24 protein-coding genes are annotated in these 25,237 nt (G+C 67.8%); 14 read left to right on the top strand and 10 right to left on the bottom strand.

Annotation, left to right across the window (positions count from 1 at the left end; genetic code table 11):
- Window positions 1–24 precede the first annotated feature (24 nt).
- Window positions 25–1,893, bottom strand: a complete 1,869-nt coding sequence (locus ACYX4S_RS02220; RefSeq protein WP_476361726.1) for an ABC transporter ATP-binding protein — start codon at window positions 1,891–1,893, stop codon at window positions 25–27.
- Window positions 1,894–2,174: 281 nt separating this feature from the next.
- Between ACYX4S_RS02220 and ACYX4S_RS02215 the strand changes: the two genes are divergently transcribed.
- The 5 genes from ACYX4S_RS02215 to ACYX4S_RS02195 all read left to right on the top strand — a co-directional run bounded on the left by ACYX4S_RS02215 (window position 2,175) and on the right by ACYX4S_RS02195 (window position 5,701).
- Complete coding sequence (locus ACYX4S_RS02215) at window positions 2,175–2,717, top strand: sugar phosphate isomerase/epimerase family protein (protein ID WP_476361725.1); 543 nt, start codon at window positions 2,175–2,177, stop codon at window positions 2,715–2,717.
- Window positions 2,710–2,970, top strand: coding sequence for a hypothetical protein (locus ACYX4S_RS02210; protein WP_476361724.1), 261 nt, complete (start codon window positions 2,710–2,712; stop codon window positions 2,968–2,970). The genes ACYX4S_RS02215 and ACYX4S_RS02210 overlap by 8 nt, the downstream gene beginning before the upstream one ends.
- A 101-nt stretch (window positions 2,971–3,071) precedes the next feature.
- Window positions 3,072–3,539: a tRNA (cytidine(34)-2'-O)-methyltransferase gene (locus ACYX4S_RS02205; RefSeq protein WP_476362805.1), complete on the top strand. Its 468-nt coding sequence runs from the start codon at window positions 3,072–3,074 to the stop codon at window positions 3,537–3,539.
- 93 nt (window positions 3,540–3,632) lie between these two features.
- Window positions 3,633–4,571: an oxygen-dependent coproporphyrinogen oxidase gene (gene hemF / locus ACYX4S_RS02200; RefSeq protein WP_476361723.1), complete on the top strand. Its 939-nt coding sequence runs from the start codon at window positions 3,633–3,635 to the stop codon at window positions 4,569–4,571.
- 11 nt (window positions 4,572–4,582) lie between these two features.
- A complete protein-coding gene (locus ACYX4S_RS02195; protein WP_476361722.1) occupies window positions 4,583–5,701 on the top strand; it encodes an AAA family ATPase in 1,119 nt (372 codons plus the stop codon).
- Window positions 5,702–5,716: 15 nt separating this feature from the next.
- On the opposite strand, the gene ACYX4S_RS02190 is transcribed toward ACYX4S_RS02195, so the two are convergent.
- From ACYX4S_RS02190 to ACYX4S_RS02175, 4 genes are read right to left on the bottom strand one after another with little or no spacing between them, the layout of a single operon-like run.
- Window positions 5,717–6,943: a CCA tRNA nucleotidyltransferase gene (locus tag ACYX4S_RS02190; RefSeq protein WP_476361721.1), complete on the bottom strand. Its 1,227-nt coding sequence runs from the start codon at window positions 6,941–6,943 to the stop codon at window positions 5,717–5,719.
- Between the two features lie 7 nt (window positions 6,944–6,950).
- Complete coding sequence (locus ACYX4S_RS02185) at window positions 6,951–7,211, bottom strand: DUF6111 family protein (protein ID WP_293717950.1); 261 nt, start codon at window positions 7,209–7,211, stop codon at window positions 6,951–6,953.
- Window positions 7,211–7,879 carry a CoA pyrophosphatase gene (locus tag ACYX4S_RS02180; RefSeq protein ID WP_476361720.1) on the bottom strand — a complete coding sequence of 223 codons (669 nt, stop codon included), beginning with the start codon at window positions 7,877–7,879 and terminating at the stop codon, window positions 7,211–7,213. The genes ACYX4S_RS02185 and ACYX4S_RS02180 overlap by 1 nt, the downstream gene beginning before the upstream one ends.
- A complete protein-coding gene (locus ACYX4S_RS02175) occupies window positions 7,876–8,514 on the bottom strand; it encodes a DUF1285 domain-containing protein (protein ID WP_476361719.1) in 639 nt (212 codons plus the stop codon). The genes ACYX4S_RS02180 and ACYX4S_RS02175 overlap by 4 nt, the downstream gene beginning before the upstream one ends.
- A gap of 422 nt (window positions 8,515–8,936) precedes the next feature.
- On the opposite strand from ACYX4S_RS02175, the gene ACYX4S_RS02170 reads away from it, so the two are divergent.
- The 4 genes from ACYX4S_RS02170 to ACYX4S_RS02155 are packed head-to-tail and all read left to right on the top strand — an operon-like array spanning window position 8,937 to window position 15,903.
- Entirely contained in the window at window positions 8,937–9,983 is a 1,047-nt protein-coding gene (locus ACYX4S_RS02170; RefSeq protein ID WP_422069691.1) for an AAA family ATPase, read from the top strand.
- Window positions 9,984–9,991: 8 nt separating this feature from the next.
- Window positions 9,992–10,948, top strand: coding sequence for a DUF58 domain-containing protein (locus ACYX4S_RS02165; RefSeq protein ID WP_476361718.1), 957 nt, complete (start codon window positions 9,992–9,994; stop codon window positions 10,946–10,948).
- Complete coding sequence (locus tag ACYX4S_RS02160; protein ID WP_476361717.1) at window positions 10,945–13,806, top strand: DUF4159 domain-containing protein; 2,862 nt, start codon at window positions 10,945–10,947, stop codon at window positions 13,804–13,806. Before ACYX4S_RS02165 ends, ACYX4S_RS02160 begins: the two co-directional genes overlap by 4 nt.
- 15 nt (window positions 13,807–13,821) lie before the next feature.
- Window positions 13,822–15,903 carry a hypothetical protein gene (locus ACYX4S_RS02155; RefSeq protein WP_476361716.1) on the top strand — a complete coding sequence of 694 codons (2,082 nt, stop codon included), beginning with the start codon at window positions 13,822–13,824 and terminating at the stop codon, window positions 15,901–15,903.
- A gap of 25 nt (window positions 15,904–15,928) precedes the next feature.
- On the opposite strand, the gene ACYX4S_RS02150 is transcribed toward ACYX4S_RS02155, so the two are convergent.
- Window positions 15,929–16,492, bottom strand: a complete 564-nt coding sequence (locus ACYX4S_RS02150) for a GNAT family N-acetyltransferase (protein ID WP_293717961.1) — start codon at window positions 16,490–16,492, stop codon at window positions 15,929–15,931.
- 409 nt (window positions 16,493–16,901) lie between these two features.
- On the opposite strand from ACYX4S_RS02150, the gene ACYX4S_RS02145 reads away from it, so the two are divergent.
- A complete protein-coding gene (locus tag ACYX4S_RS02145; protein WP_476361715.1) occupies window positions 16,902–17,885 on the top strand; it encodes a glutathione S-transferase family protein in 984 nt (327 codons plus the stop codon).
- 34 nt (window positions 17,886–17,919) lie between these two features.
- Here the strand turns inward: ACYX4S_RS02145 and ACYX4S_RS02140 are convergent, their stop codons facing one another.
- Window positions 17,920–18,396, bottom strand: coding sequence for an NUDIX domain-containing protein (locus tag ACYX4S_RS02140; RefSeq protein ID WP_476361714.1), 477 nt, complete (start codon window positions 18,394–18,396; stop codon window positions 17,920–17,922).
- 535 nt (window positions 18,397–18,931) lie between these two features.
- Between ACYX4S_RS02140 and ACYX4S_RS02135 the strand changes: the two genes are divergently transcribed.
- Window positions 18,932–19,927 (top strand): metallophosphoesterase family protein, encoded by a 996-nt coding sequence (locus ACYX4S_RS02135; RefSeq protein WP_476361713.1) that lies wholly within the window; start codon window positions 18,932–18,934, stop codon window positions 19,925–19,927.
- Window positions 19,928–20,026: 99 nt separating this feature from the next.
- On the opposite strand, the gene ACYX4S_RS02130 is transcribed toward ACYX4S_RS02135, so the two are convergent.
- Window positions 20,027–20,635 carry a hypothetical protein gene (locus tag ACYX4S_RS02130; RefSeq protein ID WP_476361712.1) on the bottom strand — a complete coding sequence of 203 codons (609 nt, stop codon included), beginning with the start codon at window positions 20,633–20,635 and terminating at the stop codon, window positions 20,027–20,029.
- Window positions 20,636–20,696: 61 nt separating this feature from the next.
- Here ACYX4S_RS02130 and ACYX4S_RS02125 point away from each other — a divergent pair, with 61 nt between their 5' ends.
- Complete coding sequence (locus ACYX4S_RS02125; RefSeq protein ID WP_476361711.1) at window positions 20,697–21,278, top strand: YbaK/EbsC family protein; 582 nt, start codon at window positions 20,697–20,699, stop codon at window positions 21,276–21,278.
- Window positions 21,279–21,328: 50 nt separating this feature from the next.
- Here ACYX4S_RS02125 and ACYX4S_RS02120 read toward each other — a convergent pair whose 3' ends face one another.
- A complete protein-coding gene (locus ACYX4S_RS02120; protein ID WP_422069701.1) occupies window positions 21,329–21,949 on the bottom strand; it encodes a GNAT family N-acetyltransferase in 621 nt (206 codons plus the stop codon).
- A gap of 287 nt (window positions 21,950–22,236) precedes the next feature.
- Here ACYX4S_RS02120 and aguA point away from each other — a divergent pair, with 287 nt between their 5' ends.
- Both aguA and ACYX4S_RS02110 read left to right on the top strand, forming a co-directional pair.
- Window positions 22,237–23,379: an agmatine deiminase gene (gene aguA / locus ACYX4S_RS02115; RefSeq protein WP_476361710.1), complete on the top strand. Its 1,143-nt coding sequence runs from the start codon at window positions 22,237–22,239 to the stop codon at window positions 23,377–23,379.
- A gap of 86 nt (window positions 23,380–23,465) precedes the next feature.
- Window positions 23,466–23,744: a hypothetical protein gene (locus ACYX4S_RS02110; protein ID WP_293717977.1), complete on the top strand. Its 279-nt coding sequence runs from the start codon at window positions 23,466–23,468 to the stop codon at window positions 23,742–23,744.
- A gap of 19 nt (window positions 23,745–23,763) precedes the next feature.
- On the opposite strand, the gene ACYX4S_RS02105 is transcribed toward ACYX4S_RS02110, so the two are convergent.
- Window positions 23,764–25,131, bottom strand: a complete 1,368-nt coding sequence (locus ACYX4S_RS02105; protein WP_476361709.1) for a hypothetical protein — start codon at window positions 25,129–25,131, stop codon at window positions 23,764–23,766.
- Between the last annotated feature and the right edge of the window lie 106 nt (window positions 25,132–25,237).

Raw genomic sequence — 25,237 nt, 5'->3', positions numbered from 1 at the left:
AACATCACTTAACCCGCGCCGCCGTCATGCGGGCGTGTCGTCGTCCTCAAACGTGTCCCCGGCCAGAAATCCGCCCGACTGGCGCGCCCACAGATCCGCATAAAGCCCGCCACGCGCCAACAACTCATCGTGGCTGCCGTCTTCCACGATGCGGCCTCCGTCCATGACGATGAGGCGGTCCATGGCGGCGATGGTGGACAGCCGATGCGCAATGGCGATCACGGTCTTGCCTTCCATCAGTTCCGTCAGGCTGTCCTGGATCGCCGCCTCGATCTCCGAATCGAGCGCCGACGTCGCCTCGTCGAGCACCAGGATCGGCGCGTTCTTGAGCAGAACGCGCGCGATGGCGATACGCTGCCGCTGCCCGCCGGAGAGCTTCACCCCGCGTTCGCCGACCCGCGCCTCGAGGCCCCGCCGTCCGGCGCTGTCGGTCAGTTCCGAGATGAAGCCGTCCGCGTGGGCACGCCGCGCGGCCAGCCGCACCGCCTCCTCATCCGCCCCCGAACGGCCCAGCGCGATGTTCTCGCGGATCGAACGGTGCAGCAGCGAGGTGTCCTGCGTGACGAGGCCGACGGCCGCGCGAAGACTGGCCTGGGTGACGGAGGAAACGTCCTGCCCGTCGATGGCGATGCACCCGCCTTCCAGATCGTGGAACCGCAGCAGCAGGTTGACCAGCGTCGACTTGCCCGCTCCCGAACGGCCCACGAGCCCCACACGCTCGCCCGGGCGGATCTCCAGGGACAGATCCTCGATCACCCCGCCCTTTTTGCCGTAGTGAAAGCGGACCCGGGAGAAGGAAATCGCGCCGTCGCGCACCTCGAGCGGCCGCGCCCGGGGACGGTCCGAGACGAACGCCTCGCGGGTGATGGTCTCCGCGCTGTCGGCAAGTGTGCCCAGCGCGCGGAACAGCCCGTTGAGCTGTCCGAGCAGCCGCCCGAGCAGCACGTTGAGCCGCAGCACCAGCCCGAGCACCAGCGCCACGTCGCCGGCGGTGATCGCCGCCGCGCGCCAGGCCATCACCACGAGCACGGCGATCGCCAGGATCATCACGCCCGAAATGACGCTCATGAGCGTGCGCACCGTGGTCAGCGTGCGCGTGAAGCCGCGGATCGCGACAAGGAAGCGCCGGTAGACGTGGGCAAGCTCCTCGGTCTCGCGCGCCGTGTCGGTGAAGAGCTTGATCGTCTGGATGTTGCCGTAGGTGTCGACGAAGCGCCCCGTGACGCCCGACGCCGCGTTCGCGCTCGCCTTCGCCTGCCCGCGCACGCGCGGCACGAAACGAACGGCAACGACAGTGAACAGCGCCAGCCACAGGGCCACCACGGCCCCGACCGCCGGATCGAGCGTCAGCAGCACGCCGAGCGTCGTCAGCGCGAAGACCAGGATGTACCAGATGATCTGCAGCAGGCTGACCATGAAGTCGCCGGCCGCCTGCCCCGACTGCCACACCTTCTGCGAGATCCGCCCGGCGAATTCGTCCTGAAAATAGGCCAGGGACTTGGCCATCACCTGCCGGTGCCCCTGAAAGCGCACCAGATTGAAGAACCCCGGCACCACCACCTGTTCCTCGACGAGCGCGCTGAGGGCCGCGACGAGCGGGCGGATGACCAGCACCGTCAGGCCCATCAGGGCGAGCGGCCAGGCGTTGTCGGCGATGAAGGACACGCGCTCGCCCGCCTGCATCCGGTCGACAAGATCGCCGACGAAGACATAGAGCACCGCTTCCACCAGCGCGGTGATGCCGCCAAGCACCAGCATGGCAAGAAACGTCAGGCGCGCCTGCGAGACGAAGAACCACAGATAGCCGAAGGCCCCGCGCGGCGGGTCCTGCAAGGGAAGCGGCGCAAGCGGATCGATCCGGCGCTCGAACCAGGAAAAGACGCGATCGAACACCGCCTGAAGACCTTTCGGCTGGGGCTGGAGGACCCGCGGCGGATCCGGGGGGACGGACGGGCGGACCGGACCACGGCACGGCGCGCACGCCGACAAGGGTAGCGCGGACGGCGCCTCCTGCCAGCCCCCCGCGACACCATCGCCCGCCTTTCCAGCGCTTTCGGGACCGCGCCGCCTCTTGCGCCCGGCCCGTCATGAAACGGAGACACGCCGTGGATATGGGTCGCCGGTCAGGCCTTTCCGCCCGTCCGTCCCGCAATCCGCACGATACGGAGCCTCCCATGTCCCACGCCGTCGGCTACAGCCTGCCACTTTCCGCCCGCGAGGATCTTCCGCGTGCGCTCGACGAGGCCGCGGCCCATCGGGCGGACAGCGTCGAGCTTCCCGTCTTCGGCTGGGATCTGGTCGTCGGCGGGCGCCTGCTTGAGGCGCGGGTCGAAGCGCTTGCCGAGGACCTTGTCGACCGCCCCTTCGGCTATTCGGTGCACGGCGTGCTGGGCGTCAACTTCATGGACGCGGCCAACCGGCTGCACCTGCACGACCGGGTCGCGCGGGCCAACATCGAGATCGCGGCACGGCTCGGGGCGCGCCACCTTGTTCTTCACGCGGGGCTGTGTCCGGACGACGGCGTCCCGGCGATCGCCGAGCGCTACGCCCGCCAGCGCGACCACCTGGCCAGACTCGGCGACGTGGCCGGCGCACGCGGCGGTGCGTGCCACCTTCGACATCAGCCACGGCGCGCTGCAATCGGCCATTGCCGGCGCCGACTTCCTGGAGGAAGCCGCCGCGCTCGCCCCCTTCGCCCGGCATCTGCACGTGCATGACAGCTTCGCGCTGCCGTTCGATTTCTGGACCATGCACCCCAGCGAGCAGATGGCCTTCGGCATCGGCGACCTGCACATGCCTCTCGGCTGGGGCGACCTGCCGTTCGACCGTCTCGCGCGGACCTGCGCCTTCCCGAAGGACGCGCTGTTCAACATCGAACTGAATCCGCGCCACTGGAGCGAACTGGCCGAAACGCTCGCGGCCACGCGCGCCTTCGCGACGCTTGCAAGCCGCGCCGCGCACGAGAGCTGAACAGGATCGCGGGAAGGCGCTTGCGGCAGACGGCGGGCGACGGGCGCGCGATCTCCGGCTATGACGGGAAGACCTTCCTTCCCGTGTCCGGATTTCGCCCCATGCCCGATCTCGCCCTCTACCAGCCCGACATCCCGCAGAACACCGGCACGATCCTGCGCCTGTCCGCCTGCCTCGGCGTCGCGGTGCACCTGATCGAACCGGCCGGATTTCCCTTGTCCGACCACGCCCTGCGCCGCGCGGGAATGGACTACCTGGAACGCGCCGCCCTCGTGCGGCACGTCACCTTCGAGGCCTTCGAGACCTGGCGGCGCGCGGAGGGCCGGAACCTGGTGCTTCTCACGACCGGCGCGAGCCGCCCCTACACCGAGCACGCCTTCTCGGGGCACGACATCCTGATGCTCGGGCGCGAATCCTCCGGCGTGCCGGACAGCGTTCACGCGATGGCCGACGCGCGCGTCACCGTGCCGATGATGGAAGGAATGCGCTCGCTCAACGTGGCGGTTGCCGGTGCCATGGTGCTCGGCGAAGCGCTGCGCCAGACCGCCGCTTTTCCCGGTTCCCACTGACACCGCGCGGCCTCGCCCCTTTTCCAGGCGGCGCGCATCTGCCATGAAGCGCGTGAGCCAAGCGACGATGCGATCAGCAAGGACGGCAGGACGATGAGCGAGCAGACGCCGAAGGACCAGCGCGGCGGGGCGATTCCCGACGGTATCGAGGCAAAGAAGGCCGAGGCCCGGGCGTGGTTCGAGAGCCTGCGCGACCGGATCTGCGCGGCCTTCGAGCAGATCGAGGACGAGGCGGGCGAGCACGCGGCTCTGCCCGGAGAGCTTGGCGCCGCACCGGCGGGCCGCTTCGAACGCTCGCCCTGGGAGCGCACGGATTCCTCCGGCGCCAAGGGCGGCGGCGGCGTGATGTCGATCATGAAGGGGCGGGTCTTCGAGAAGGTCGGCGTGCATGTCTCCACCGTGCACGGCGAGTTCTCGCCCGAGTTTCGCGGCCAGATCCCCGGCGCCTCGGAAGATCCGCGCTTCTGGGCCTCCGGCATCTCGCTCATCGCCCACATGCACAATCCGCATGTCCCGGCGGTGCACATGAACACGCGCATGGTCGTGACGACACGCCAGTGGTTCGGAGGCGGCGCGGACCTGACTCCGGTGCTCGACGCCCGGCGCACCCAGGAGGATGCCGACACGGTCGCCTTCCACAAGGCGATGGAGGCGGCCTGCGCGCCCCACGCGGTCGCGGACTACCCGCGCTACAAGGCGTGGTGCGACGACTATTTCTTCCTGAAGCACCGCAACGAGGCGCGCGGCGTCGGCGGCATCTTCTACGACTATCTCAACTCCGGCGACTGGGAGAAGGACTTCGCCTTCACCCGCGACGTGGGGCTTTCCTTCCTCGACATCTACCCCCGACTGGTGCGCGCCAACTACGCCACCCCGTGGGGCGAGGCCGAGCGCGAAGAACAGCTCGTGCGGCGCGGCCGATACGTCGAATACAACCTGCTCTACGATCGCGGCACGATCTTCGGGCTGAAGACGGGCGGCAACGTCGCCTCGATCCTGTCGTCCATGCCGCCGGTCGTGAAATGGCCGTGAGCTGACACGCCATGAGCCTGCCGCCGCTTGTCTCCGTCGGGATCGGCAACTACCGCTCGATCCGCAACCTGCATCTGCCCGTCGGCGCGCTCAATGTCTTCGTCGGGCTGAACGGCACCGGCAAGACGAACCTCTACAGTGCCCTGGCGCTCCTGCGCGAGGCGGCGCAAGGGCGTATCACGCGGGCGATCGCGGAGGATGGCGGGGTGGAAAGCGTGCTGTGGGCGGGAGAACGGCGCAAGGGCCGGCCCGTGCGCCTGGACCTTTCCGCAAGGCTCGGTGACCTGTCCTATTCGATTGCCGTCGGCCTGCCCAAGCTCGGATCCGACGCGGCGCTGCCGCTGGAACCACTGGTCAAGGAAGAGCGGCTGGCGCTGACCGGCGGAAGGCGCGACGTGGTGCTGATGGAACGTGCCGGACCGACGGCGACCCTGCGCGACGTCGACGGCGGACGTGTCACCTACGCCAATGAGCTTCTGGGGTCCGAAACCGCGCTGTTCGCCTTTCGCGACGGCGCCCGCTTTCCCGAGCTCGACATCGTCCGCCGCGCGCTTGCCGACTGGCGCTTCCATCACGGTTTCCGCACCGACCGAGAAGCGCCCCTGCGCCGTCCCGCTCTTGCCCTGACGACCCCGACGCTTGCCGCCGACGGATCCGATCTCGCCGCCGTCTTCGCCACCTTGAGCGAAGTACGCGGCGACACCCACGCGCTCGACGCCGCCATTGAGGACGCGTTCCCCGGAACACGGCTCGAAATCTCCGTGGAGGGCGCCAACGCGCACTTCTCCCTGCGCTTTCCCGACCTGCCGCGCGCATTCACCGCACACGAACTGTCGGACGGCACCCTCAACTACCTGGCGCTGATGGGTGCGCTGCTGGCCTATCGCCTGCCCGCCTTCGTGGCGCTCAACGAACCGGAGGCAAGCCTGCATCCGGACCTTCTGGAGCCGCTCGCGCGCGTGGTCGCGCGCGCCTGCGAACGCACCCAGGTCTGGATCGTCACGCATTCCGAGCGCTTCGCCGATGCGCTGGAGCGCGAAGCCGGCGGCGTGCCGCGCCGGATCGTCAAGGAGCGCGGCGAGACGCACATCGAGGGACTGAGCGTGACCGGGCAGTTTCTCGACGACTGAGGTCCGGTCCGGCACTCAGGAGGCCGGTGCAAGCGCCTCCGCCAGAAGCGCGTCGCGTCCGAGCGAGAACCCGCTGTCGCGCCACGCCGAACGCGCCCGCTCCAGCCGCACGCCCACGTCGGGGCCGGCGGAAAGCCCCGCCTCCAGCAGGTCCCGCCCCTTGAGCGGAAACTCGGGCACCGGCGTCTCGCGCAGAAGCGTCAGCGTCCGGCGCTCGGGCACGGACAGCCAGCGCGCGGAGGCAAGAAGCACGCCGTCGAACGCCGCGTCCCGGCCATGCGCCTCGAGCAGGATGGCAACTTCCTCCTGCGTGGCCGTCATGGTCACGATCATCCGGGCGACGGGATCCTCGGCCACCCTTGCGGCCGAGAACATGCGTTCGCGTTCCGCATTGGACAGCCGCAGCCGCCCGGCAACGCCCTCAAGGTCGTGCCGCCCCGCGAGGGCCGCCAGGCAAAGCGCCGGCGCCCGCGTTTCCTCGGCAAGCGCATCGAACCCGCGCAGCGCGGCGAAGGTGGTCAGGTCCGCCGTTTCGCCGAGAACCGCCTCCAGGATGCCGCACCTGGCCATGACCTGAAGCGTGGCAAGCGCACCGGGCGCGACAACCAGCTTGCGCATCTCCTGGCCCACCCGTTCCGCCGACAGCAGCGACAGGCCCTCGACCTCGGCGGCAGCGGCGGCGAGCCCCTCGACATCGGGCGAACCCTCGCCGTACTGGGCATGGAAACGGAAGAACCGCAGGATGCGCAGGTAGTCCTCGCGAATGCGCTGATGCGGGTCGCCGATAAAACGCACACGCCGCGCCTGGAGGTCACCGAGACCGCCAAGCGGGTCGTGCAGCCCCCCGTGCCGGTCGACGTAAAGCGCGTTCATGGTGAAGTCCCGCCGCGCGGCGTCATGCGTCCAGCTTCGCCCGAAGCGCACCGTTGCCGCGCGCCCGTGGGTTTCCACGTCCTCGCGCAGGGTCGTCACCTCGAAGGGCTGGCCGTGGCTCACCACGGTCACCGTGCCGTGGTCGATGCCGGTGGGCACGGGCTTCAGTCCCGCCGCCCGGGCGCGCTCGACAACCTGCTCCGGCAGGGCGGTGGTCGCGAGGTCGATGTCGGACACGGGCAGGCCCAGCAGCGTGTTGCGCACGGCCCCGCCGACCGCGCGCACGGTGTCGCCATCGCGCTCGAGCGCGTCGAACACGGCAACAAGGGCCGGAGCGTCCAGCCAATCGGCATCGAGTTTGGAGGTCATGGCCGGCCTATTCGTAGTGCCCGGGGATCAGCACGCCGTCGCGCAGTTCCGCCGGCTTGTAGACCTTGCCCTCGGGCAGGCCTTCCTCCTGGGCGAGCATCACGAGCCCACCGATCGCCAGCGCGAGACCGGCCATCACGAGCCACGGCATCGGGCCCTTGCGCCAGTTCTCCGAGGTCTGGGCCTTTTTCGTCAGATACAGCCAGATCGCGAAGCCGATGAACGGCAGGGAGAACAGGAGAAGCTGGACAAGAATGACACGCAGCATCAGCGATAGACCGTATCGTACAGGAGCCTCAGGATTCCGGCGGTGACGCCCCAGATATAGCGTTCCCCGAAGGGCATGGCATAGAAGTATCTGGGCTTTCCGTCGAGCACACGCGAACTGCGCTGGTGATTGGCCTCGTCCATGAGAAAGGCGAGAGGCACCTCGAAGACATCCGCCACCTCGTCGGGATTGGCAACGAACCGCGCCGAGGTGTCGACAAGCCCGACCACCGGAGCGACCCGGTAGCCCGACCCCGTCAGATAGGTGGGAAGCACGCCGGCCGGCATCACCAGCGAGGGCGAAAGGCCGATCTCCTCCTCCGCCTCGCGCAGCGCGGCGGCGACGGGACCGCCATCGCCCTCGTCGATCTTGCCGCCCGGCAGCGAAATCTGTCCCGCATGGCTGGCGAGATGATCGGTGCGTTGGGTGAGCACCACCGACGGACCGTTCGAGCGATCGATCACCGGGATGAGAACCGCCGCATCGCGCGGAGCACGACGCGCAAAGGCGAAGGGCCCCATATCCGGATTGAGGATGTGGTCGCCGACCTCGCCGCGCGCCGCCCCGGCGATGCGCGCCTGGGCCAGGTTGACGAAATCCTCCGCCGAGGCGAGCGGATCGCGGCCCGTGTCGGACATCAGGCCCGGATGCTCGCCGGCGATTGTCATCGCGCGCCCTCCCCGACGGCTGACACCTCGTCCCGTGCGATCATGCCGCCCCCTGCGCTTGCGGGAAAGAAAACGCCGTTGCTCCAGGCACCGAGCACGGTTTCGCCGTCGATCTCCTCCTCGCGGAAGTGCTCGGCAAGCTGGTAGAGCAGCGGCCGCGACAGCAGCGCGTCGAGCCGTCCGCGCACCCGCACGTAGGGCTTCAGCCCGCCGGTTTGCGCCTCGTCCTCGAACCGCAGCGGCGTGTCGGGACCGACCTCGACCACATCGCCCACATTGGTGCGCAGCGTCAGCCGCTGGTCGCGGCCCTCGCCCTGCGCATGAAGCTCGACGGCGAGGAAGGGGGCGTCCTCCACCGTGATTCGCACCCGCTCGACCGGGGTCACGAGATAGTGATGACCATCCTCGTCGCGCCGAAGAACGGTGGAAAAGAGGCGCACGAGCCGCTCGCGCCCGATCGGCCCGCCTTCGTAGAACCAGCGTCCGTCGGCCGCGATCCGCATGTCGATCTCGCCGCAGTAGGGCGGGTCCCAGCGCTCGACCGGCGCCGGTCCGCGCGCGGAGCCGGCCCGTGCCATGAGCGCGGCCAGCCCCTCGGGCAGGGTTTCCTTCGCTCCCGCGTTCGCGTTGGACATCACCACTCCCGTTCGTTCCTCATCAGCCCTGGCCACGCCCGACCGTCCGACCTGGTCCGGCGCCTTGCACCTGCCGAAAATTTGCATGGCGCGACTGTCGACGCCACACTCGCCGTTCCCGGAACGCTTGTCGCCGCCATTATTTGGCCCATACCGTGTCATGTCATGAGCTATCATGGAAACCGGGCCGCGCCGAGAGGCCAGGACGGCTTCCCGGAGTGATCACGGGCCGGAATGATCACGGGCCACGCGGCAAGCCGGCGGGCGCTGGCGGACCCTGCCAGCGAATATGGGGTTTGACGAAACGCTTTCAAACCGGTGTCGTCGACCAAGCGTAGCAACGAGAAGCGGATGTTCCCTTGCCGGAATGCCGCAAGACGGGTCCCGGGCACCGCGCCCGGTCAAGAGGAGGCAGGACTGGCATGAGCGCGATCACTCCGGGCGAAGGCGACAGGGATCCGGCCGAGGCTGACCGCATCCTGCGCGACACCGAAGCGGCGATGGAGAAGATCTCCGCCGCCCGCGGCGAGATCGCCCGCGTCATCTTCGGCCAGGAAAGCGTCGTGGAACGCAGTCTCGTGACCCTTCTCGCGGGCGGCCACGGCCTGCTCGTCGGCGTTCCCGGCCTTGCCAAGACGAAGCTGGTGGAAACGCTGGGCACGGTGCTCGGGCTCGATGCCCGGCGCATCCAGTTCACGCCGGACCTGATGCCCTCCGACATTCTCGGCGCCGAGGTCATGGACCAGGCCGCCGATGGAAGCCGCGCCTTCCGCTTCATCAAGGGGCCGATCTTCTCCCAGCTTCTCATGGCGGACGAGATCAATCGTGCCAGCCCGCGCACCCAGTCGGCCCTGCTGCAGGCGATGCAGGAATATCACGTCACAATCGCCGGCCAGAGCTACGACCTGCCGCGTCCGTTCCACGTTCTCGCCACCCAGAACCCGCTGGAGCAGGAAGGCACCTATCCGCTTCCCGAGGCCCAGCTCGACCGCTTCCTGATGCAGATCGACGTGCACTATCCCGACATGGAGGCGGAACGGCGCATCCTGCTCGAGACGACAGGTGCCGAGGAAACCGCTGCCCGCGCCGTCATGAGCGCCGATGAACTCACCGCCTTCCAGCAGCTCGTGCGCCGGATGCCGGTGGGCGAAAGCGTGGTCGAGGCGATCCTGGAACTGGTGCGCTCCGCCCGCCCCGCCGATCCCACGCTGGACGCCGGTTCGTCCGCCGGGAAGGACGATATCACCCGCGCCATCGCATGGGGGCCGGGCCCCCGCGCCAGCCAGGCGCTCATGCTGGCCGTTCGGGCGCGCGCGCTCGTCGACGGACGTCTCGCGCCGTCCGTGGATGACGTCGTGGCGCTTGCCGAACCCGTGCTCCAGCACCGCATGGCGCTGACATTCGCCGCGCGGGCCGACGGCGAGACGATCCGCGGACTGATCTCCCGGCTCAAGAACCGCATCGGATAGGAGGGCCAATGGAGGGACTGGGACGCCTCGCAGCCTCGCGGCTGGCGCGCGCGGGCTCCGGCGAGACGGACGGCCGGGACTGGCCGCAGATCGTCGCCGGCGGACGCACGCTCGCCGATGCCCTGCCCGACCTTCTCGTGGAAGCCCGACAGGTCGCCATGACCACCAGCGCCGGCTGGCACGGCCGCAGGCGAGCCGGCGCCGGCGAGAACTTCTGGCAGTTTCGTCCCTTCATCGCCGGCGAGCCGGTCAAGCGCATCGACTGGCGGCGCTCGGCCCGCGACAACCACCTCTACGTGCGCGAGCGCGAATGGGAGGCCGCCCACACCGTGTGGCTCTGGGCCGATCTCTCTCCCTCGATGCTGTTTCGCTCGCATCTCTCCGACACGGTGAAGCGCGACCGAGCGCTTGTGCTTCTTCTGGCGCTGGCCGACCTGCTGGCCGAGACCGGCGAGCGCGTCGGCCTGCCGGGGCTTCGCCGTCCGGTCGCCGACCGGCACGCGGCCGAGCGCGTCGCCGCCACGCTTGCCCATGTGAGCGATCCCGTCAGCCTGCCCGAGGGACGCGATATCCGCCGCTTCTCCGACGTGGTGCTGATCGGCGACCTGCTCGACCCGCTCGACGAAACCCTCGCCTGGATGCAGAAGGTCGCGGGGTCCGGCGCGCGCGGGCATCTCGTCATGGTGCTCGACCCCGTGGAGGAGACCTTCCCCTTTTCCGGGCGCACCGAGTTTCGTGATCCCGAGACCGGATTCCGCCTGACGAGTGGCAAGGCCGAGACCTGGCGCGCGGCCTATCGCGACCGGCTCGAGGCCCATCGCGCGGCCATCGGCGAGGTGGCCCGCCGCGCGGGCTGGACCTTCCTGGTGCACCACACCGACCGCCCGGCGGCAGAAGCCATGCTGGTGCTACACTCGCGCCTGAGCGGCGTGCTGCTGAACGACACCGGCGGGGCGGGCCGATGAGCGGTCTTTTGCCCCTGGGTTTCGCCGCGCCTCTGGCGCTGGTCGGCCTTCTGCTTCTGCCGGTGATCTGGTGGCTCCTGCGCCTTCTGCCGCCAAGCCCGCGCCGCATCGCCTTCCCGCCCGCGCGCCTGTTGGAGGGGATCGAGAAGCGCGACGAGACGCCCGATACCAGTCCGTTGTGGCTGACCATCCTGCGCCTGCTTCTGGCCGCCGCCCTCATCCTGGCGCTGGCGGGTCCGCAGTGGCGCCCGGGAACCGACACGCCCACCGGTGACGGGCCGCTGTGGATCGTGCTCGACAACGGCTGGGCCGCGTCCGCCGACTGGGAAACAAGGCGTGGCGCCGCCGAACGCCTTGTCGCAAGCGCCGCCGAAGAGGGCCGCCCGGTTCTGCTCGCCGCCACGGCGGAAGGCCCGGACCAGCCGCTTGTGACCCAGGACGCACGCAGCGTCCTGGAGCGCCTTCGCGCGATGGAACCGCGCCCCTGGCCCACGACGCGCGGCGAACTGACCATCGCCTTGCGCAAGGCCGCGGCGACCAGGGCACCCGGCGCGATCGTTTGGTATTCGGACGACGTCGCGCGCGCCACCTCCACCCGCTTCGTGGAGGACCTTCGCGCCATCGCGGGCACGGCCGACCTCACCGTCTACACAGGCCTTGGCCATCCGCCGGTTCTTGCGGGCGCGCGCAACGATCCAGAAGCCCTGACGGCAAGCATCATTCCCGCGCCCGGAACGCCGGGGAACGCCGCCCTGCCAAGCGTGCGCGCCTATGACGAAAAGGGCCTCGTGCTCGGCGAGACGCAAGCGACCGCCGGCGAGCGGGAAGGCCTTCTGGACATGCGCCTCGAGCTGCCCGTCGAGCTTCGCAACGACGTGGCGCGGCTGGAGATTGACGGCGCGCGTTCAGCCGCCGCCGTGCAGCTTCTCGACGACCGCTGGCAGCGGCGCACGGTCGGCCTCGTGTCGGGCGCCTCGGCCGACCAGGCCCAGCCGCTGCTTTCGCCGCTCTACTATCTGGAGCGGGCGCTCTCGCCCTTCGCGGAGCTTCGCCACGCCCGCGAGGCGGATGTGGCGGATGCGGCCACCGCGCTGATCGCGCAGGGCGTCTCCGTCCTGGTCATGGCCGACGTGGGACGGTTGAGCGAACCGGCCGAGGCCGCGCTGCGACGCTGGATCGAGCAGGGCGGCGTGCTGGTGCGCTTCGCCGGTCCCCGGCTTGCCGGCGGCAGCGACGATCTGGTGCCCACGCGCCTGCGCTCTGGCGACCGCGCGCTCGGCGGAGCGCTGTCCTGGGAAGAGCCGCAGCCGCTTGCAAGCTTCGCCGAAGGTTCGCCCTTCGCGACCCTTCCCGTTCCCTCGGACGTCACCGTATCGCGGCAGGTCCTGGCCGAACCCGGTCCGGACCTCACCGACCGGAGCTGGGCGCTGCTTGCCGACGGAACGCCGCTGGTCACCGCCAGCACGCTCGGACGTGGGACACTGATCCTCTTCCATGTCACCGCCGATGCAGGCTGGTCGAACCTGCCGCTGTCGGGCACCTTCGTGGAAATGCTGCGCCGGATCACCGCCCTGTCGGCGACCGTCGCCCCGGATGCCGGGGCAACAGACCGGGACACCGCCGGCACGACCGCCGTTGCCGGCGCGAACGAGGCCGCCGTCCAGCTTCCGCCGGTCCGCGTGCTGGACGGATCGGGCCGCCTCGGGCCGCCGCCCGCCTCCGCCGTGCCGCTTCCCGCAAACGGCGACATCGACGCGAGCCGTCGGAATCCGCCGGGCCTTTACGGCGCGTCGGACGCCTTCCGCGCGCTGAACCTCTTCCCCCAGGCGACCACCATCGAAGCGCTCGACCTCTCCCCGCTTGAAGGGGCACGCATCGCGGACTACCCGCGCGAGACGAGCGTGGACCTGCGCCCGCCGCTCTTCGTGCTGGCACTGCTGCTGCTGTTCGCCGATGCCGTCGCCATGCTGGTCATGCGCGGCGAGCGGCGCGGCCTGCGCCCAAGGCGCGGGATGCCGGGTTTCGGCGCGGTGGTGATGGCCATTGCCCTGGCGCTCACGCTGTCGGCCCCGCGCGAGGCCCGCTCCCAGGAGAGTTCCGCCGACATCACGGCCCTGGAAGCGACGCTCGACACGCGCCTTGCCTATGTGCTCACGGGAGACCCGGCCCTCGACGAGACCAGCCGCATGGGGCTTTTCGGCCTGTCGCGCTATCTGGCGAGCCGCACCGCCCTGGAGCCCGAGGCGCCCATGGGCGTCGACCCCGCGCGCGACGAACTGGCCTTCTACCCGCTGCTCTACTGGCCCGTGCGGGCCGAAACACCCATTCCCGGCCCGGAGGCGCTGTCGGCTATCGACACCTACATGCGCAATGGCGGCACCATCCTCTTCGACACCGGCGACCAGCTCGCCACCGGACTGACGGGGCTCGGCACGTCGCCGGCGGTCCTGCGCCTGCGTCGCATCCTCGAGACGCTGGACATTCCCCCGCTCGAGCCGGTTCCCGTGGACCACGTGCTCACCAAGGCGTTCTACATTCTCGACAGCTTTCCCGGGCGCTACGCCGGCGGGCCGCTGTGGGTGGAGGCGAGCGAGCCGGGCACCCAGGACGATCCCGTGCGCCGCCCCGTGCGCGGTGGCGACGGCATTTCCCCGATCCTCATCACCGGCAACGACTTCGCCGGCGCCTGGGCCGTGGACGACGCCGGCGGCTATGCGTTCCAGACCGTGCCGGCCGATCCGCTGCAGCGCGAGTACGCCTTCCGCTCCGGCGTCAACATCGTCATGTATGTCCTGACCGGCAACTACAAGGCCGATCAGGTGCACATTCCCGCCCTTCTCGAACGGCTCGGACAATAGGGAGGAACCCGCCGCGTGATCTGGTCGCTGTCCTTCTCCCCCCTCGTTCCGGACTGGGCGCTTGTCGCCGCCGGTGCAATCGCCATCGCCCTCGCGCTGGCCACCGCGCTCATGCGGGTTCCCGGCTGGCCGCTGCGCGGTCTCGCCATGGCGCTGCTGGTCCTGGCACTTTCCGGTCCCGCCATCGAGCGCGAGGACCGCGAACCGCTCGCCAGCGTCGTCTCGCTCATCGTCGATGACAGCCAGAGCCAGCGCCTGTCCGACCGTGCCAACCAGACCGCCGAGGCGCTGGAGGGTCTGCGGCAGCGCTTCGCGGCGCTGCCCAGTTACGAGTTGCGCGTGGTACGCGCGGGACGCGGGGAAGCCGCGACCGCAGACGGAACCGCGCTGTTTTCGGCCCTTGCCGACAGCCTGTCGGATGTGCCCCCGGAGCGCATCGGCGGCGCTCTCCTGCTGACCGACGGTCAGGTGCACGACATTCCCGAACGCGCGGCGGATCTCGGGTTCACCGCTCCCCTGCACGCGCTGATCACCGGCCGTCCGGACGAGACCGACCGGCGTCTCGCCATCGACCGGGCACCGAAGTTCGGCCTCGTCGGGTCGACCCAGACCGTGACGCTGCAGCTTCAGGACCGGGGAACGGGCACCGGCGGCGGTGACCGCGTGCGCCTCGTCGTGCGCCGCGACGGAGACACGGTGGCGACCCTGCGGGTCACCCCCGGCGCGACCGTGGACGTTCCTGTCGAGATCGCACACGGCGGGCAGAACATCTTCGAGTTCGCGGTCGACCCGCTCGAGGGCGAGCTTACCGACCTCAACAACCGCGTCGTCGTGACCATCGACGGCATCCGCGAGAACCTGCGCGTGCTGCTGGTCTCCGGCAGCCCGCATGCCGGCGAGCGCACCTGGCGGAATCTGCTGAAGTCCGACGCCTCCGTCGACCTCGTGCATTTCACCATCCTGCGTCCGCCCGACAAGCAGGACGGCACGCCGATCAACCAGCTTTCGCTGATCGCCTTCCCGACCCGCGAACTGTTTTCGGAAAAGATCGACGAGTTCGACCTCATCATCTTCGACCGCTACGAGCGGCGCGGCGTGCTGCCACTGCTCTATTTCGACAACATCGCCCGGTATGTGCAGGGCGGCGGTGCGGTGCTCGTCGCCGGCGGGCCGGACTATGCCGACGCCGGCAGCCTGTTTCGCACGCCGCTCGCGCCCGTCCTGCCGGCGGAACCGAGCGGCATGCTCTACGAGGAGCCCTTCCGCGCCGCGATCTCGACCACCGGCGAGCGCCATCCGGTGACGCGCCGTCTTCCCGGTGCCGAAAGCGAGCCCCCGGCCTGGAGCCGCTGGTTCCGGCTGGTCGACGCCTCCGTCACCACGGGCGAAACGCTGATGACGGGTCCGGACGACAAGCCGCTTCTGGTGCTCGGTCGCGAGGGCGAGGGTCGCGTGGCCGTGCTCCTGTCCGACCACGTATGGCTTTGGGCGCGGGGGTACGAGGGCGGCGGACCGCATGTGGCCCTGCTGCGCCGGCTGGCGCACTGGCTGATGAAGGAACCGGATCTCGAGGAAGAGGCGCTGCGCCTGACCTCCCGGGGCGCGGAGGTGATCGCGGAACGCCAGACAATCGGCGAAAGCGTCGGCGACATGACGCTGACGCTGCCCGACGGATCCACCCGCACCCTGACGCCGAGCGAAGTGGCTCCGGGGCTGTGGCGTGCATCCTCGCCCGCTCCCGACCTCGGCCTGTATGCGGTGGAGGACGGCACGCGCAAGGCGCTGGTGCATGTCGGGCCGCCGAACCCGCGCGAGTTCACCGACGTCCTCTCGACGCCGGAAAAGCTTGCACCGATCGTCGCGGAAACCGGCGGCGGTGTCATGCGCGTCACCGACGCGGGCGACGAGATCCGCGTGCCACGGATCGTCCCCATGCGCCGGGCCGACAATTTCGCCGGCGACGGCTGGATCGGCTTCCGCACGAGCGATGCAAGCGTTCTAAAGGGGATCGACCGCTATCCGCTCTTCGCCGGCCTGCTGGGTCTGGCGCTGCTTCTGGGGGCCGTCACCGCCATGTGGTACCGCGAGGGCCGCTGACGCCTTGCCCTGTCGGCAGGCGCGCTCAGCGCCCGCCGCGCACCATGCCCGACGGCATCTCGCTGCCGGGCTGGAGATTGGCGACGAGCAGTCGCGCGGGATCGACGGGACCGGGGAGCTGAATGCGTCCGAGCGGCACGGGCTCGAAACCGAGCGGCCCGTAGTAGGGCGCGTCTCCCACGAGCAGCACGCTTTTCTCGCCCAGCGCCTGCGCCGCCTTGAGCGACTGGTTGACGAGCAACCGGCCAAGACCCCGGTTCTTGAACGCGGGCGAGACCGCCAGCGGGCCGAGAAGCTGGGACGGGGCGTCGCCGATCATGATCGGGGTCAGCCACACCGAGCCCGCGAACACGTCATCGCTCATGCCGACGAAACACAGCCGGTGATCGCGTTCGACGCCCTCGCGCAGGCGAAAGGCGGTCTTGGCAAAGCGACCGGGGCCGAAGGCATCGGCCTGGAGAGCTTCGATCTGGGGAAGGTCGGAGGGAACTTCGGTGCGGATGAGCCAGGAAGAGGCGAGCATGGCGGAAACCTCGAGAGCGGAACAAGAACCCGGACACGTCGCCCGGATCTCGTAGCCGCGGATCATGGTGATCCGCCTGGAGCGATCCTCTAGGGCGCGTGCGTGACAAAGCGCGAGGCGAAGCCTCGTCGCAGGGTCCTTCGTCGCTGGCGGTCGACGCGCATCATCGGCTCGCTCAATCCTCGGGCGCTTGTCGTCCGGGCGCCTGGTCCGGGTCCGCGATTCTCGCGGGATGGTTCACGGCGTGTGAAACAGGCCGGAACGGGGCGTGTCGGTAGCATGAAGCCCCTGCCCTGTAAAGCGTATTCTTGACGAGCGAACGAGCGGACGCAAGCCGCTGGTACCGTTCACCTGGAACGAACACACCTTCCAGTGCGTTGAGGAAAGACACGCCGTGCCCATTTGCGAAACACTGAGAGCATCATGCGCCGGCACCGCCACGGACGGAAGCCGCAGGCAACCAGGGAGATGACCGATGGGCGTTCTCGTCGAGGGAAAATGGCACACCGACTGGTATGACACGAAGAAGACCGGAGGCCGCTTCGTGCGCGACACGGCCGGGTTCCGCAACTGGGTCACGCCGGATGGCAGCGCAGGTCCAAGCGGCGAAGGCGGCTTCGCGGCGGAGGCCGGCCGATATCACCTGATCGTTTCCTACGCCTGCCCCTGGGCGCACAGGACGCTGATCCTGCGCAAGCTGAAGGGGCTGGAGGAGATCATCACCCTCAACGCGGTCGAGCCGCTGATGCTTGACGACGGCTGGACCTTCGCAACGCCCGATCCGGTGACCGGCGCCGAAACCGCCTGGCAGGTCTACGTGAAGGCGAAGCCCGACTGCTCCGGCCGCGCGACGGTGCCGATCCTGTGGGACCGCAAACGCGAGACGATCGTCTCCAACGAGTCGTCCGAGATCCTGCGCATGTTCAACTCCGCCTTCGACGCGCTGCCCGGCGTGAATGCGGATCTCGACGTGTCGCCGGGCGAACTGATGTCCGGGATCGAGGAGGTCAATGCCCGCGTCTACGACACGGTCAACAACGGCGTCTACAAGGCCGGCTTCGCCACGCAGCAGGAGCCCTACGAGGAAGCGGTGACCGCGCTCTTCGACAGTCTGGACTGGCTGGAGGAGCGCCTGTCACGACATCGCTATCTGGTCGGGGACCGGCTGACAGAGGCGGACTGGCGCCTCTTCACGACGCTGTTGCGCTTCGATCCGGTCTACCATGGCCACTTCAAGTGCAACATCCGGCGCATCGCCGACTATCCCAACCTCTTTGCCTATCTGCGCGAGCTCTACCAGGTGCCGGGCGTGGCGGAAACCTGCGACATCGCCACGATCAAGCAGCACTACTACGGCTCGCACAAGTCGCTGAACCCGACCGGCGTGATCCCGCTCGGCCCCTTGCAGGACCTCGACGCCCCGCACGGACGCGATCGGCTGAAGGCGGCGGCGGCCTGAGCACGAAAGCCTCCCGTGCCGCCCCTCATCCAACTTACCAGTCGGCGGGCGGCGGGGTGCCGTCCGACAGCTCCGTGAGCCGGCGCAGGGTCGCCGGTGTGGTGCCCTCGGGAAGGGAGCCGAACGCGAAGAAACCCGCTTCGGCGATCTCCCTGTTGGGCGCAAGCGCGTTATGTTGCGCCTCGAAGCGGTCGAGCCGGTAGAACGCGACGTGATCGCGCCCGCCTTCGCGCAGGTTGCGATAAAGACCGACGAGCCGGGGCGGCTGCGTGCCCGCAAGGCCGGCCTCCTCTGAAAGCTCGCGCAGGGCCGCCTCGGGCGCACTCTCGCCCGGATCCACCGCACCGCCCGGAAGGTACCAGCCCGGCATGTAGCGATGGCGCACGAGAAGCACGTGGCCGTTCGCGTCGAAGACCGCGATGCGAACACCCAGCGTCACGGCGCGGCGATGAAAGGTGAGCGCCATCGCGATGCGGCGCGCGAACGCCGCGACCTTCAGTCCAGGCTTCATGGTCTCCCCTTCACGACAGGCCCTGCCCGCGCCCGGAGCGCGACATGCGATGGTTGCGCAATTGCTAATTCATCATGCGCCGGACGCATGGGTGACCCTCGGTCAACGCGCTTGTGACTCACAGGCAGGATAACGATATTCCGCGTGCAGCAAGAAGGGCGATGAACCGCGATGCGGAAAACCGTCTCGCCCAGCCTGCCACACCCCAGGAGATTACGATGTTGACCGCCCTGTTTGCACGCCGCTCCCCGCGTCGTTTCGTCTGGCGTCCGGCGGTCGATCTCACCAACCCGCGCATCGCGGCGGTGCTGACGACCTTCACGGGCAACTGAGACGGGATCCCCCGTCGAAAGGTCCGTTGAGGCCGGTGCCGCGCGGCGCCTTTCCGCCTACCCTTTCCTGATGGAGAGATCCATCGACAGGTGGAACGGAGCGGCGCCCGGCACGACCAGGACGACAAGCTTCAAAAGCGCCCGGGCCCCGTCCGAGGCGCTTTTTGCTTGACCGGAGCCCTGCAAGCTTCCGATGTGGGCACATGATCCGACTTGCCCACCTTTCCGATCCTCACCTGGGTCCGCTGCCGGCCGCGCGCCTGCGCGATCTTCTCTCCAAGCGCGTCATCGGCTACGTGAACTGGCACCGCTCGCGCGCCCGAGCCATGACGGGCGCCTGGCTCGACGGCCTCCTGGCCGATCTGTACGCCTGCGCGCCGGACCACATCGCCCTGACAGGTGACCTGGTCAATATCGCGCTCGACCGCGAGATCGCCGCCGCCGCCGACTGGCTGGAAACCCTTGGGCCGCCCGCCGACGTCTCGCTCGTCCCCGGCAATCACGACGCCTACGTCCAGGGCGCGCTCAAGCGTGCGAAGAAGGCCTGGGGTCCCTACATGACCGGGGACGGCGAGGACGAGCCGGGCTTTCCCTATGTGCGGCGTCGCGGCCCCCTCGCCCTGGTCGGCGTGTCCAGCGCACGGGCCAGCGGACCGTGGTTCGCCACCGGGCGGCTCGGCAGCCGACAGGCCCGCCATCTGCGCGACACGCTCACCGACCTCGGCCGCGAGGGACTGTTTCGCGTCGTCATGATCCATCACCCGCCCCAGTCCGCCGCGACCGCCTGGAACAAGCGTCTCACCGATGCCTCGCGGGTGCGCGCCGCCGTCAAGCGCGCGGGCGCGGAACTCATCCTGCACGGCCACACCCACCTGGCGACGCGGGAGACGATCGAGGGGCCGCATGGCCCCGTGCCGGTGATCGGCGTGCCCTCCGCCTCCAACGGCCCCGGCCATCGCCGGCCGCCCGCCCGCTTCAATCTCTTCACCATCGACGGCGCGCCCGGGAGCTGGCGCTGCGAGATGGAGGAACGCGGCTATGCGCCGGTCGAGCGCGAGAAGCGCTCGCGCCGCACGGCAAGACGCGACAGGCAGGCGCGAGGCGACAACGACCTGATCGAACTGGTGCCCGAGACCGAAACCGCCCCGGCGGCGGAAGTCACCACGCTCGCGCGGCACACGCTGGAAATCCCGGGCTGAGGCGGACTCCCCCTCCCGGTTTGCGCGGTGATGCGCGCAAGAAAAAGGCCCGCGTCCTCCGGGAGGCGGGCCCTTGAATTTCTTATGCGCACAGACTGGTCAGATCGGGTTGGCGAACCACGCATAGCCGATCAGGCCGACGACGCCGACCAGAAGCCCGATGGCGAAGGCGGCAAACGGCGCCCACAGGCCACGCACATGCGGAACCGGAGCCGCCTCGGCGCCAGCACCCGGCGCCGCCGCCGCCTGGTCCTCGCGAGGTGCCTCGCGCAGGCGCTTGCTCAGCCAGTCGCCCTCCACCGTCCGCTCACGCTCGAGCACGCGCTCGGCGATATACTCGGTGATGCAGTCGGCCATGTCCTCGAGGTCCGCGGTCTCGAGAATCACCGTACGGCCGAGACGCGTGTCCTTGACGAAGCGATAGACGCGCTTGTCGCGTCCCATGGCCACATGGCTGGTGATGTCGATCCACAGGCGGGGAATGTTGCCCGGCACGATCTGGAAGGAGAACTGGTCGTCGTCCTCGGGAACTTCCTTGAAGACGTCCGTGAGCTCCTCGCACAGCAACTCCAGCCGCGCGCGCTCCGATTCCTGAAGCTCGATCACGACGTCGGTGCGCTCCACCTCGGCGAACTTCACCTTCCGGATAGCCTCCCGGAGGCTGCGCACCTTGGCGTGGGGTACGACATTGTCGCGGGTTCTGCTCATTCGTCCGTCCGTTCCAGGCTACTCGTCGAATCTTCGGCAGGTAAACGAAGCCTTAACAAAGATGATTACCATAAAGTACCGGCTGTCGCATCTTGCAACCCCCGTTCGAAGGGGGTCATCCACCAACAAACCGTTCAACATGGTTAACAACAATCAGGACTTATTCATGGCAACAGTGTCCAGCACCGACCGCGTCCGCGAGGCCGCATCCGCCGCCGGTCTCTCGATCGAGATCGCGGAGATGCCCGCCTCAACCCGCAGCGCGGCCGACGCGGCGTCCGCCTGTGGCTGTTCGGTCGCGGAAATCGTCAAGTCGCTCGTCTTCCTCGGCGCGACCAGCGACGATGTCCTGCTCCTGCTGGTCGCGGGCGACAACCGCGTCGACGAGGAAGCGGTGGCCGCACGCATCGGCGAGCCCCTTGTCCGCCCGAACGGCCGCCTCGTGCGCGAACGCACGGGCTTCGCCATCGGCGGCGTCTCCCCGCTCGGACACAAGCCCGAAACCAGAATCTTTATCGATGAGGACCTTAGCCGATTCGAGACCGTCTGGGCCGCCGCCGGAACACCCAACAGCGTGTTTCGCACAACTCCTGACGATCTCCTGCGCGCCACCGGCGCCATCCGGCTGAAAATGACCGCCTGAGTCTCACGTATCCGTCGCCGCGTGCCATCACTCCGGCGCGCGGCGGCGCGTCACTCTTCCCCGATCACCGGAACATGGCCGGCCGCCTCAAGCGGCAGCACGCCGGCAAGACGCGGATCGTCGGCGATCTCGATGGCGCGCTTGTAGGGGGTGAAGCCGCTCGAGCGGTAGAAGCCAAGCGCCTGCGGGCTGTCGGCGGTGCAGGTGTGCACGAAGAACCGCGACATGCCGGGGCGCGACCACACGCGGGCGAGCGCCTCGTTCATCAGCCAGCGTCCGGCCCCGTTGCCGATCTCCTCCGCCACGAGACCGAAATAGGCAAGCTCCGCCTCGCCCTCGGTCGTGAAGTCCAGTTCCAGCAGGCCGACCGGCTCGGCGACACCCCGCCTGTGGCAGAACCACAGCTCGTAGCCGGGACGCGTCAGCAGCGCGGCCAGATCCGCGTCGCTCTCGGCAAGACGGCCGAACCACAGCCATTCGTCGCCGATCCTTCGGAAAAGCGAGCGGTATTGCCCCGGATCCGGATCGGTGATCCGCGTCAGGGAGAGGTCCGGCCGCGATACCGGTCTCGCCAGCGGCCGGGCCCGCATCTCCAGATAGGTGACGATGGAAGCGACCTTGCCGGCGGGCAGGTCCGTGTAGCCGGAAAGATCGACCGAAATCCTCGACATGACGCACTCAGCTCCCACTGCAACAGGATGTCCCGACACAAGTCGGGTACGGCCTCTGCCCCCGCTTTGCAAGCCACCGCGCACACGGCCTCCCTCACACAGCCCCGCTCACACGGCCCTGCGCAATCCGTCATTGGTCGGTATCGCGGCATCGGCTAGGGTGTGCCCCCGGAAGCCGGAGGCATCATGCGTTCCACGATCTTCACCGCGCCGCGGATGTCCTGCGCTCCCGACAGGGCCGAACGCCTCGATCGCGCGGGAGCGTTCGACACCTGGGGAAGAGCGCGATGAAACCCCTTCCCCCCGAGGCTCTCTCCTCCACGCCCGCGGCCGACGGCTTCAGGATGCCCGGCGAATTCGAACCCCATCGCGGTTGCTGGATGCTGTGGCCGAAGCGGCCGGACAACTGGCGTGAGAACGCAAGGCCCGCGCAGGCGGCCTTTGCCGCCGTGGCCGCCGCCATCCATGCTTCCGATCCGGTCACCATGGCGGTGGCGCCGGAGTGTTACGACGAGGCGCGTGCCCTGCTCGCGCCCGGTATCCGCGTCGTCGAGATCGAGAGCGACGACGCCTGGATGCGCGACACCGGCCCCACTTTCGTGGTCGACGATAGCGGGCGCAGCCGGGCCGTGGACTGGCGCTTCAACGCCTGGGGCGGCAGCCTCGACGGTCTCTACTGGCCCTGGGACAGGGACGATGCGGTCGCCGGAGAGGTGGCGCGGGTGGAGGGTGTGGATCGGTATCGCACGCCTTTTGTGCTGGAGGGCGGCGCGATCCATGTCGACGGCGAGGGAACGCTGATCACCACCGAGGAATGCCTGCTCAGCGACGGCCGCAATCCGGACCTGACCAGAACCCGGATCGAGGAGCTCTTGCGGGCCTATCTCGGCGTTAGCAGCATCGTGTGGGTTCCGCGCGGCGTTTTCCGTGACGAGACGAGCGGACATGTCGACAATCTTCTGCATGTCTGCGCGCCCGGCGTCATCGCCCTGAGCTGGACCGACGACCGCGAGGACCCGCAATACGAGCGCTCCGCCGAGGCGCTGGCCTGCCTGCAGGCCGCCCGCGACGCCCGTGGACGCGCCTTTGAGATCGTGAAGATGCCCATGCCGGGCCCCCTCTTCATGAGCGCGGACGAAGCGGCCGGCATCGAGGCGGCGGACACCGGGATGTCACGCCAGGCAGGCGAGCGGCTCGCGGCAAGCTACTGCAACTTCTACATAGGCAATACGCGGGTCGTCTTCCCGCTGCTCGACCCGGCGCACGACGGGACGGCCCGCGGTCTGCTGACGGACCTGTTTCCAGGCCGCGAGATCGTCGGTGTTCCGGGGCGCGAGATCCTGCTGGGCGGCGGCAACATCCACTGCATCACACAGCAGGTTCCCGTCTCGGGAAACGGGACGGGCGGTGCAAACGGCAACGCCCGTTAAGGGCCTGTTTACCCTTTCCTGCGAGGCTGAGAGAACTTGCAACTCGAACAGGACGGTCATCGTGGCCGCCAGGATCGCAAGGGCAGATGGGCCTCCTCGGGATCAAATCGTCATCGCAGAACTTCTCCTTCTACGAGCGCAACAAGGCGTGGCGTGCGAAGCAGAAGGAGCATAACGAGCGATTCATGAACCAGCAGGCCGCCGCGTCGAACCTGTTCGCCGTCGGCGTTTCCTCGGCCCAGAGCGCGACCGAACTGCTGTTCCAGAAGGTTGCCCAGCGCGTTCAGAACGAGGCCAAGACCAAGATCGCCGAACAGAACGGCGCGATCGACAAGGCCATCGAAAGCCTCGACATCAAGGTCTGAGCAACGAAACTTCTTATATTCAGCCTTCCCGCTCGGCTTCCTCGTACAGTGCCTTTACCCCGACATCACTCGGCTCGGATTTGTCCTCGCGAAGCCGAGGTGCAGGAGCTTGCCACTCCCTTAGATATTGCCCCGCCTGTGAGTAGAAAAGCGGGACGAGCTTCTCCAGATCAGTAATAAAATTCTTTCGCTGTCCAAACCTTGCACCGCAATCGCGCACAAGAAGAACTTCAAATGAAGATACGGCAACCTGCGGCTTTTCGTCAGCCACTGCCGGATCCTCGCGCAACACCGCCAAAGGAAATTGCGTGAATGGTCCACGCCCCGGCCAAAACAACCTGACGTGTATCTCCTTGTCCTCGGCTTTCTGAAGTTGCCTCAATAGCCAATTCAGGCGTGCTTTTGTCGTTTTCTTGTCAGAAGGCGCTTTCAAACGCATCCCGACGGAAACCGATCGCATTTTGATGTCGGCAACGACATCTATCGGAGCAGCGGCGTCTGGAACGGAAAGCGAGAGCTTGAGGCTTTTCTCTGCGCAAAGCTCTTTCGCATCCGACTTGGCACGAGCAACAGGGTCACTGCGATGGGCCCGAGAAACACGCATTTTTACGGCGCATTGCAATTGCCGGCTTAGCACAAGGCTCAGGTCTCGGCTTTCCTGATGCCAGGCACCGATAACACTTTTCACTTCCTCGGAAGTTTGTCCAAGTCCGCCTCCCGCCTGTACGGTAGCAACCAGATCCGACCACTCTGACGGCATCTGGTCAAAGCTCTTCACCCCCGCACTCTCGTGAGTGAGAAACCTTCGAAACTCATTCAAAAGGAATCGCTGATCACTGTCTTCAACATCATCGTTGTCATACAATATTTGCGCTTCAGTCATGATATAGGACCACGACCAGTGAAATAGATTTGCCTTCCTTTTCGAAATCGCACCAAGAGATATCGGATGATGAGACGGCAACGGAGCAAACTGATTTGAAATTGTTATAACAGCATCAATTTTATTTTGCTTTGCAATATCAAGATAAGCCTCAATCTGGTCGACCGAAAGCTCATTCTTCCCAATTTTGGCTTCGACAATGGCGGACCAGCTGCGCGACCCGTTGCGTACAAAAATCAAACCATCCGGCCGGAGTTTCTTTCCTCCTCCGCCACTACCAAAGACCACTTCCGTCAACGTCTCAATCTGCGTGCGGGTGCCAACCCGAACACCCAGTTCGGATAGCAAACTCTGGCCGAGTTCACGGACGCTTGCCAAGCAGGATAGAAAGATTGAAAGCGAACGCCCCTCGCGAGACGTATCAGCCAAGACCGGAAACAGTCGCGCCCGCTCTCCTTTGGCGTTCAATTCTGGAATGACTTTTGGCGGATCTTCTTCTTTCATTTGGATGCCTCCCAACCCAATCCGGAAAGGCAACCATGAATTGATTTTGTTGTAAATATGCAATTCCGCGCAAGTTCACCCACGGCAGGCCCGAGGATGCGTTCAG

The organism is Stappia sp. ABD4_338 (genome assembly GCF_056312175.1).
Note: the sequence above shows the minus strand (reverse complement) of the source record. Positions and strands in the feature narration are given on the sequence as shown.